The sequence below is a fragment of the Stenotrophomonas sp. 05L44_2 genome (assembly GCF_056665995.1).
This window is the reverse complement of record NZ_JBFTNR010000133.1, coordinates 1-7246: the sequence shown is the minus strand read 5'-3', so window position 1 is coordinate 7246 and position 7246 is coordinate 1. Positions and strand designations below refer to the sequence as shown.

Below are 7246 nucleotides of genomic sequence, written 5' to 3'. Positions count from 1 at the left end.
CCGCACGGCGACGGCCTGAACAACTTCGACAACAAGCGCGTGGGCTCCGGCCTGCTGCTGCAGTCGTCGGACAACCGCGGCATGACCCGCGACGAACTGAAGGTGGTCAGCAAGCTGGCACCGACCGACAAGCAGTTCACCGACCTGCTGTTCGCCTGGAAGGTCGCCAAGTTCGTGAAGTCCAATGCGATCGTCTACGCCAAGGACAACAGCACCATCGGCGTGGGTGCCGGCCAGATGAGCCGCGTCTACTCGGCGCGCATCGCCGGCATCAAGGCCGCCGACGCGAACCTGGTGGTCGAAGGGTCGGTGATGGCCTCCGATGCGTTCTTCCCGTTCCGCGACGGCATCGACGCCGCTGCCGCCGCCGGCATCAAGGCGGTGATCCAGCCGGGCGGTTCGATGCGCGATGCTGAAGTCATCGCTGCCGCCGATGAACATGGCCTGGCCATGGTGTTCACCGGCGTTCGCCACTTCCGCCACTGATACCTGGAGCGACACGGATGTCTGCAGTCTCTTTGAAACCGCTTGCCGTGCTCGCCTTCGCTGRCACGGCCCTGCTGGCCGGCTGCAAGCCGGCCGCCGAGCCCGCATCTGCCCCCCAGGCAGATGCGGCAAAGCCCGCCGCCAGCGAACCGGCAGCGCATGTCAGTCGCACCGCGCGGCTGCAGGCCTTCCTGACCGGGCGTTACGGCAAGGACGCCAAGCTTTCCGGCCAATGGCGCGGCAGCTGGACCCAGGACGATGAAACGCGCGCGATCGACTGGCAGGTCTGCGCCGAGCAACCGGTGGTGACCGGTGACAGCTGGCAACAACTACTGGCGGTGTGCGGTGCGCTGGTCGATGGCGCGCATATCGACCCGGGAACGATCGAGTTCTTCGTGCTGCAGCCCAAGGGCGATGGCTTCGGGGTAACCAGCGAACTGACCGGCGAGCGCTTCGGCAGTGGTGGCCAGCCCGGCACCGCCAGCATCATCCGCGCCGGCAGCGATTTCTACGGCTTCCGCGTCGAGGATGGCTGGTTCGGCCAGGGCTTCTCGCTGCTCTCGCAGACCCTGGTCCTGCCGGGCCCGAAAGGCCTGACCAGCACCGGCAACGTGCGCAGCCACATCGACAACGACGCCCAGTACGAATGCGAGAACGTCGACGCGGCCGCCGACCCCGATACCGCCGAAGACTGCCGCACCCGCYGCTTCAGCATCGATTTCGCACTGCGTTTCGACGACAGCGACCGCAGTGCGCGCATCTGGCCACTGCTGATCGAGGAATCCGGCAACACCTGCGGCGGCAAGCGGGTGCGTCAGGAGCACCGCTTCACCCTGGACCCGAGGTCCTGGACCTACTCCTTCCCCGAATCGCTGCGACGCGAAGGCTGCGAATGACGCACACGCGCCGCCGGGGACCTGGAACTTCCCTTCCCACGCAATCTGGAATCTCGTGATGAACGTACTTGTCATCGGCTCTGGCGGCCGCGAACACGCCCTGGCATGGAAGCTGGCCCAGTCCTCCCGTGTCACTGAAGTGCTCGTGGCGCCCGGCAATGCCGGCACCGCCAACGAAGACAAGTGCCGCAACGTGGCGGTGAAGGTCACCGACATCGATGGCCTGCTCGCCCTGGCCCAGGCCGAAGGCGTGGCGCTGACCGTGGTCGGCCCGGAAGTGCCGCTGGTGGCCGGCGTGGTCGACCGCTTCCGCGCCGCCGGCCTGCGCATCTTCGGGCCGACGGCGGCGGCCGCACAGCTGGAAGGCAGCAAGGCCTACGCCAAGGATTTCCTGGCACGCCACAACATCCCCACCGCGTTCTATTCGGTGCACACCGACGTGGACGCGGCACTGGCCTACCTGCGCGAGAAGGGCGCGCCGATCGTGGTCAAGGCCGACGGCCTGGCYGCCGGCAAGGGCGTGATCGTGGCGATGACCCTSGCCGAAGCCGAAGATGCGGTGCGCGACATGCTTTCGGGCAACGCCTTCGGCGATGCCGGCGCGCGCGTGGTGATCGAGGAATTCCTCGACGGCGAGGAGGCCAGCTTCATTTCGATGGTCGATGGCGTGCATGCACTGCCGATGGCCACCTCGCAGGAYCACAAGCGCGTSGGCGACGGCGACACCGGYCCGAACACCGGCGGCATGGGYGCGTACTCGCCGGCYCCGGTGGTGACMSMWGAAGTGCATGCRCGGGTGATGCGCGAGGTGGTSAACCCGACCGTGCAGGGCATGATCGCCGACGGCATCCCATTCACCGGCTTCCTCTACGCGGGCCTGATGATCGATGCCAGCGGCGCGCCGAAGGTGATCGAGTTCAACGTGCGTTTCGGCGACCCGGAAACCCAGCCGGTGATGCTGCGCCTGCAGTCGGACCTGGTCGACCTGGTGGACGCGGCGATCGATGGCCGCTTGGACGAGGTGGACGCGCAGTGGGATCCGCGCCCGTCGCTCGGCGTGGTGCTGGCCGCCAGGCCGTATCCGGAATCGCCGATCACCGGCGAGGTGATCTCCGGCCTGGATGATGTGCCGGCAACGGCCAAGGTGTTCCATGCAGGAACGACGCTGGATGCGCAGGGCCAGGTGCTCAGCGCAGGTGGCCGCGTGCTGTGCGTGGCAGCACTGGGTGACAGCGTGCGCGACGCGCAGGCGAACGCGTACGCGGGCGTGGCGAAGGTGACCTGGGACAACGAGTTCCACCGCACCGACATCGGCTGGCGGGCGATCGCGCGGGAAATCTGAGACCGCGCTGATCCACGCGTGGCGTGGATCTACTGGATCGCGAAGTAGATCCACGCCATGCGTGGATCCAGCAGGAAAAAAAAGGCCCGGCAATGCCGGGCCTTTCCATTACTCAAACGCTTCGCCGCCTTATGCGGTGAACAGCGCCTTCATCTTCTTCAGCGCGTTCGCTTCAACCTGGCGGATACGCTCGGCCGATACGCCGTACTCGTCCGCCAGCTCCTGCAGCGTCACCTTGCTGTCCGCATCCAGCCAACGGCGGCGGATGATGTCGCGCGAACGCGCATCCAGTTCCGCCAGGCCTTCGCGCAGCAGCTGCATCTGGTTGTCTTCGCTGTCCTCGCGCTCGTAGGCCATCGACGGATCTTCGTCATTGGCCACCAGATACGCAGCCGGCGACGGCGGCGCGTGGTCGTTGTCTTCATCGGTGGGGGCATCGAAACCGATATCGCGGCCGGACAGGCGCGATTCCATTTCCAGCACCTCGCGCTCGGACACGTTCAGGTCCTTGGCCACCGCACTGACTTCGGCCGCGTTCATCCAGCCCAGGCGCTTCTTCGACTTGCGCAGGTTGAAGAACAGCTTGCGCTGCGCCTTGGTCGTGGCGACCTTCACGATGCGCCAGTTCTTCAGGATGAACTCGTGCATCTCGGCACGGATCCAATGCACGGCGAAGGACACCAGACGCACGCCCATGTCGGGGTCGAAGCGCTTGACCGCCTTCATCAGGCCGATGTTGCCTTCCTGGATCAGGTCGCCCAGCGCAAGGCCGTAGCCGTTGTAACCGCGGGCCACGTGCACCACGAAGCGCAGGTGCGAATGCACCAGCTCACGGGCAGCGTCCAGATCGTTGCCGTCGCGGAAGCGACGGGCCAGGTCCTGTTCGTTATCGACCGACAGCACCGGAATCTGGTGCACGGCACCGATATAGGCGTCCAGCGAACCGAGCGCACTGGGAATCGGCAGATTGTTTGCCACAAGGGCAGTAGAGGTGTTCTGGCTCATAGGCACCCATCTTAGCAGTCTGGGATTTGGACTGCTAAAGGAGGAAAAAGTTCCAGCATTCCACTGATGAAACACTGGTCCCAAACAGAACCCTACCGTAACGCGATTTGATGACAGTGGCGAGCGCGCTTTTCGGGATACACAATCCCTTGGAATTCAACCCACTAGCCCGGAAAGCGCGGCTATTCCGGGTCAAAGGCAGCTGAACGGGTGGCGGTTTCGCCCATTCAACAGGGGGCAGCGTTGTTCGCCGTTCAGCCCGATGGCGCCAGCATCGCCCGCGGCGGCAGCGACCAGTCGATCGGCGCCTGGCCGCGGCGCTGCAGGTACTCGTTGGCCATCGAGAAATGACGGCAGCCGAGGAAGCCGCGGTGGGCCGACAGCGGCGAGGGATGCGGGGCTTTCAGCACGCGGTGGCGGCCGGTATCGATCACCTTGCCCTTCTGCTGCGCGTAGGCACCCCAGAGCATGAACACCAGGCCCTCGCGCTCGCGGTTCAACACGTCCACCACATGGTCGGTGAAGCCTTCCCACCCGCGCCCCTGGTGCGCACCGGCCTTGCCCTCTTCCACCGTCAGCACCGCGTTGAGCAGCAGCACGCCGCGCTGCGCCCACGGGATCAGGCAGCCGTGGTCCGGGCGGGCAATACCGAGGTCACCCTCGATTTCCTTGTAGATGTTCAACAACGACGGCGGCACCGGCACGCCCGGCTGCACCGAGAAACTCAGGCCATGGGCCTGTCCACGGCCGTGGTACGGGTCCTGGCCGAGGATGACCACTTTCACCTGATCGAACGGGGTCGCATCAAAGGCGGCGAAGATCTGCGGTCCAGGCGGGAACACCGCCGCACCGCTGGCCTTGCGCTGCCGCAGGAAGCTGGACAGCTCGCGCATCTGCGGCTGCAGCAGGTAATCGCCCACACGCTGTTTCCAGCTCGGTTCCAGCTGGATCGCCGGGGTGTCCACTACTTCATCGATCATCGCAACACGTCATCGCAACAGGGGTCCATCATTCAACCGGGCCAGCCGCAGCTGGAACAGCACCTTGGTGATCAGCAGGCGCTCTTCGATCGGCTTCAGCACCAGATCGTTGGCGCCGGCCTGGAGCAGGCCGGTCTGGTTGTGCGGATTGCCATCGCCGGTCATCACCAGCACCGGCAGGCGGCGCTTGCCGTAGCCGAAGTCCACGCGCACGCGCTGCACCACGTCGCGGCCGCTCAGCTCTCCCTTCAGGGTCACATCGGTCAGCACCAGATCGATGCGATGGCGGCTGCGCCCGAGCGATTCGGCGGTGAGCAGGGTAAACGCTTCTTCGGCGCTGACCACATGCATCACGTTGAGCTGCTGGCGCTCGAGCATGCGCTTGGTCGCCTCGGCCACCACCCGGCTGTCCTCGATGTAGAGAATGGTCGCGCCGGGAATGGTCTGCGGCTGCACGTAGCCGCGCACGAAGGTCGCCAGGGCTTCGTGGCCCAGCGATTTGTCGAAGTAGTCGGTGACGTACTCGGTGAAGCGGCGCTGCTCCAGGTGCTGCTGGGCGTCGCCGGAGACCACGATCACCGGCACATAGGCCTGCCCTGCCGCTTCGCGCACCATCCGCGCCAGCGCCAGGCCGTCGCCATCGCGCAGGGTCAACGAGGTGGTGACCAGATCGACCGGCCCCTGCGCCAGCGCATGCTGTGCGTCTTCGATGCTGTCGCAGCCGATCACCTCCACGCCCGGCAGATCGCGCTGCAGGACGTCGGCGATCAGCTTGCGCACCAGCTTGGAGCCGTCAACCACCATCACCCGCGTCGCGGGCCCTTCAAGGTGCTTCAGCGCTTGCGGTTGCATGCCGGTCTCAGGTGTCGGTCGGGCGGGTCTGGCGGAGGAAATGGCCGGTCACCAGCCATGCACCCAGCCAGCCCAGCAACAAGGTGCCAAGCAGCACCAGGCTGCCATGCAGCAGGTCCAGGCCATGCAGCACGAACGGGCTGCCGTAGCTGCGCGACAGCTCGGCCAGCGGCGCGCGCAGGGCGGCACCGGCAATGCCGATCAGGCCCAGCGCGACCGCACCGGCGCCCAGGCCATACCAGGCGCCCAGGTACAGGAACGGGCGGCGGATGAAACCATCGCTGGCGCCGAGCAGCTGCAGCACGCCGATTTCCTCGCGGCGGGCCTGGATGTCCAGGCGCACGGTGTTGCCGACCACCAGCGCGGCACCGGCGCCGAGCAGCACCGACAGCACCTGCACCAGCCGCGCACCAAACGCGAGCCAGGCATCCAGGCGCTGCCGCCACAGGGCGTCGTGCTGCACCAGGTCGGCACCGGGCAGGCTTTCCAGCGCGCGTGCCAGTCGTGCATCGTCCTGGCCCTGGCCGGGGGTGACCACCAGCAACGAGGGCAACGGGTTGTCGTTGAGTGCGTCGATGGCTTCGCCGAGGCCGGCCTGGCGCAGTTCCTCCAGGCCCTGCTCCGGCGTGCGCACGGTGACACTGGCCACGTCCGGCCGGTCGCGCAGCTCCCCGGCCAGGCGCAGCGCACCCGGGCCGTCGACGTCCGCCTTCAGGAAGACATTGATGTCGCGCGACTGCTGCACGCTGCCGGCAAACTGCTTGAGGTTGTCCAGCGCGATCGACAGGCCCAGCGGCAGCGCCAGGGCCAGCGCCATGACCATCACGGTCAGCAGCGTCGCCCACGGCTTGCGGCAGGCACGGCCGAGGCTGAACACCACGCTGTGCACGTGGTGCTGGAACCACACGCCCAGGCGCGACGGCGCAGCAGCTTCGGTGTTTTCGTTCTTGGCCATGGTTACTCCGCCAGATCCTGCGGCGAGATGTCGTCCACCAGCCGGCCGTGGTCGAGGATCAGCACGCGCTTGCGCATGTGGCGCAGCAGCGGCAGGTCATGGCTGACCACCAGCACGCTGGTGCCGCGCGCAGGCAGCTCGGCGAACAGGGACATGATCTCGGCCGCCAGGGTGGGATCGAGRTTGCCGGTCGGCTCGTCGGCCASCAGCAGCTTGGGCTCGCCGACGATGGCCCGGGCGATGCCGACGCGCTGCTGCTCACCGGCCGACAGCTGCGAGGGCAGCGCCTTTTCGCGGTGGCCAAGGCCCATGCGCTCGAGCACCGAACGCACGCGCTTGTTGATGTCGCCACGGCGGGTACCGCGCAGGATCAGCGGCAGGGCCACGTTCTCGGCGATGGAGCGGTCCATCAGCAGGCGGTGGTCCTGGTAGACCGCGCCAACCGCGCGTCGATGCCGCGGCACATCACCGCCGCGCACCTTCAGCAGGTTGCGCTCGTCGAACATCACCGCGCCGCGGCTGGGCCGCTCGTCGAGGTGGATCAACTTGAGCAGGGTGCTCTTGCCCGCCCCGGAGTGACCGGTGACGAACAGCATTTCGCCCGGCGCGACCTCGAAGCTGACATCGGTCAGGGCTTCGTGGCCACCGGCGTACTGTTTGCTGACATTGTCGAAGCGCAGGACACTCATGCCCCGATTATGCAGGACCGGCGCGACAGATCGGTAGCGCC

The 7246-nt window shown here is 66.7% G+C and carries 7 protein-coding genes and 1 pseudogene; 3 read left to right on the top strand and 5 right to left on the bottom strand.

Annotation, left to right across the window (positions count from 1 at the left end):
* The 3 genes and pseudogenes from purH to purD form a co-directional block, all read left to right on the top strand.
* A pseudogene (gene purH / locus AC1VAN_RS06665) lies at window positions 1-486 on the top strand (bifunctional phosphoribosylaminoimidazolecarboxamide formyltransferase/IMP cyclohydrolase); the annotation flags it as partial.
* Window positions 487-503: 17 nt separating this feature from the next.
* Window positions 504-1382 (top strand): hypothetical protein, encoded by an 879-nt coding sequence (locus tag AC1VAN_RS06660; RefSeq protein WP_480985505.1) that lies wholly within the window; start codon window positions 504-506, stop codon window positions 1380-1382.
* A gap of 58 nt (window positions 1383-1440) precedes the next feature.
* Window positions 1441-2724 carry a phosphoribosylamine--glycine ligase gene (gene purD, locus AC1VAN_RS06655; RefSeq protein ID WP_480985504.1) on the top strand — a complete coding sequence of 428 codons (1284 nt, stop codon included), beginning with the start codon at window positions 1441-1443 and terminating at the stop codon, window positions 2722-2724.
* 129 nt (window positions 2725-2853) lie between these two features.
* Here the strand turns inward: purD and rpoH are convergent, their stop codons facing one another.
* From rpoH to ftsE, 5 genes are all read right to left on the bottom strand, one after another.
* Window positions 2854-3729, bottom strand: coding sequence for an RNA polymerase sigma factor RpoH (rpoH, locus tag AC1VAN_RS06650; protein WP_025878613.1), 876 nt, complete (start codon window positions 3727-3729; stop codon window positions 2854-2856).
* A 254-nt stretch (window positions 3730-3983) separates the two neighbouring features.
* A complete protein-coding gene (gene ung, locus AC1VAN_RS06645) occupies window positions 3984-4709 on the bottom strand; it encodes a uracil-DNA glycosylase (protein WP_032976433.1) in 726 nt (241 codons plus the stop codon).
* Window positions 4710-4718: 9 nt separating this feature from the next.
* Window positions 4719-5561 carry a response regulator gene (locus AC1VAN_RS06640; RefSeq protein WP_025878611.1) on the bottom strand — a complete coding sequence of 281 codons (843 nt, stop codon included), beginning with the start codon at window positions 5559-5561 and terminating at the stop codon, window positions 4719-4721.
* Between the two features lie 7 nt (window positions 5562-5568).
* A complete protein-coding gene (gene ftsX, locus AC1VAN_RS06635) occupies window positions 5569-6516 on the bottom strand; it encodes a permease-like cell division protein FtsX (protein WP_025878610.1) in 948 nt (315 codons plus the stop codon).
* 2 nt (window positions 6517-6518) lie between these two features.
* Window positions 6519-7205 (bottom strand): cell division ATP-binding protein FtsE, encoded by a 687-nt coding sequence (ftsE, locus tag AC1VAN_RS06630; RefSeq protein ID WP_480985503.1) that lies wholly within the window; start codon window positions 7203-7205, stop codon window positions 6519-6521.
* Window positions 7206-7246: the final 41 nt, after the last annotated feature.

Bases quoted from the DNA above. Each gene is read 5' to 3' on its own strand.
- rpoH (WP_025878613.1), bottom strand. From the start codon at position 3,729: ATGAGCCAGAACACCTCTACTGCCCTTGTGGCAAACAATCTGCCGATT.
- ung (WP_032976433.1), bottom strand. From the start codon at position 4,709: ATGATCGATGAAGTAGTGGACACCCCGGCGATCCAGCTGGAACCGAGC.
- AC1VAN_RS06640 (WP_025878611.1), bottom strand. From the start codon at position 5,561: ATGCAACCGCAAGCGCTGAAGCACCTTGAAGGGCCCGCGACGCGGGTG.
- ftsX (WP_025878610.1), bottom strand. From the start codon at position 6,516: ATGGCCAAGAACGAAAACACCGAAGCTGCTGCGCCGTCGCGCCTGGGC.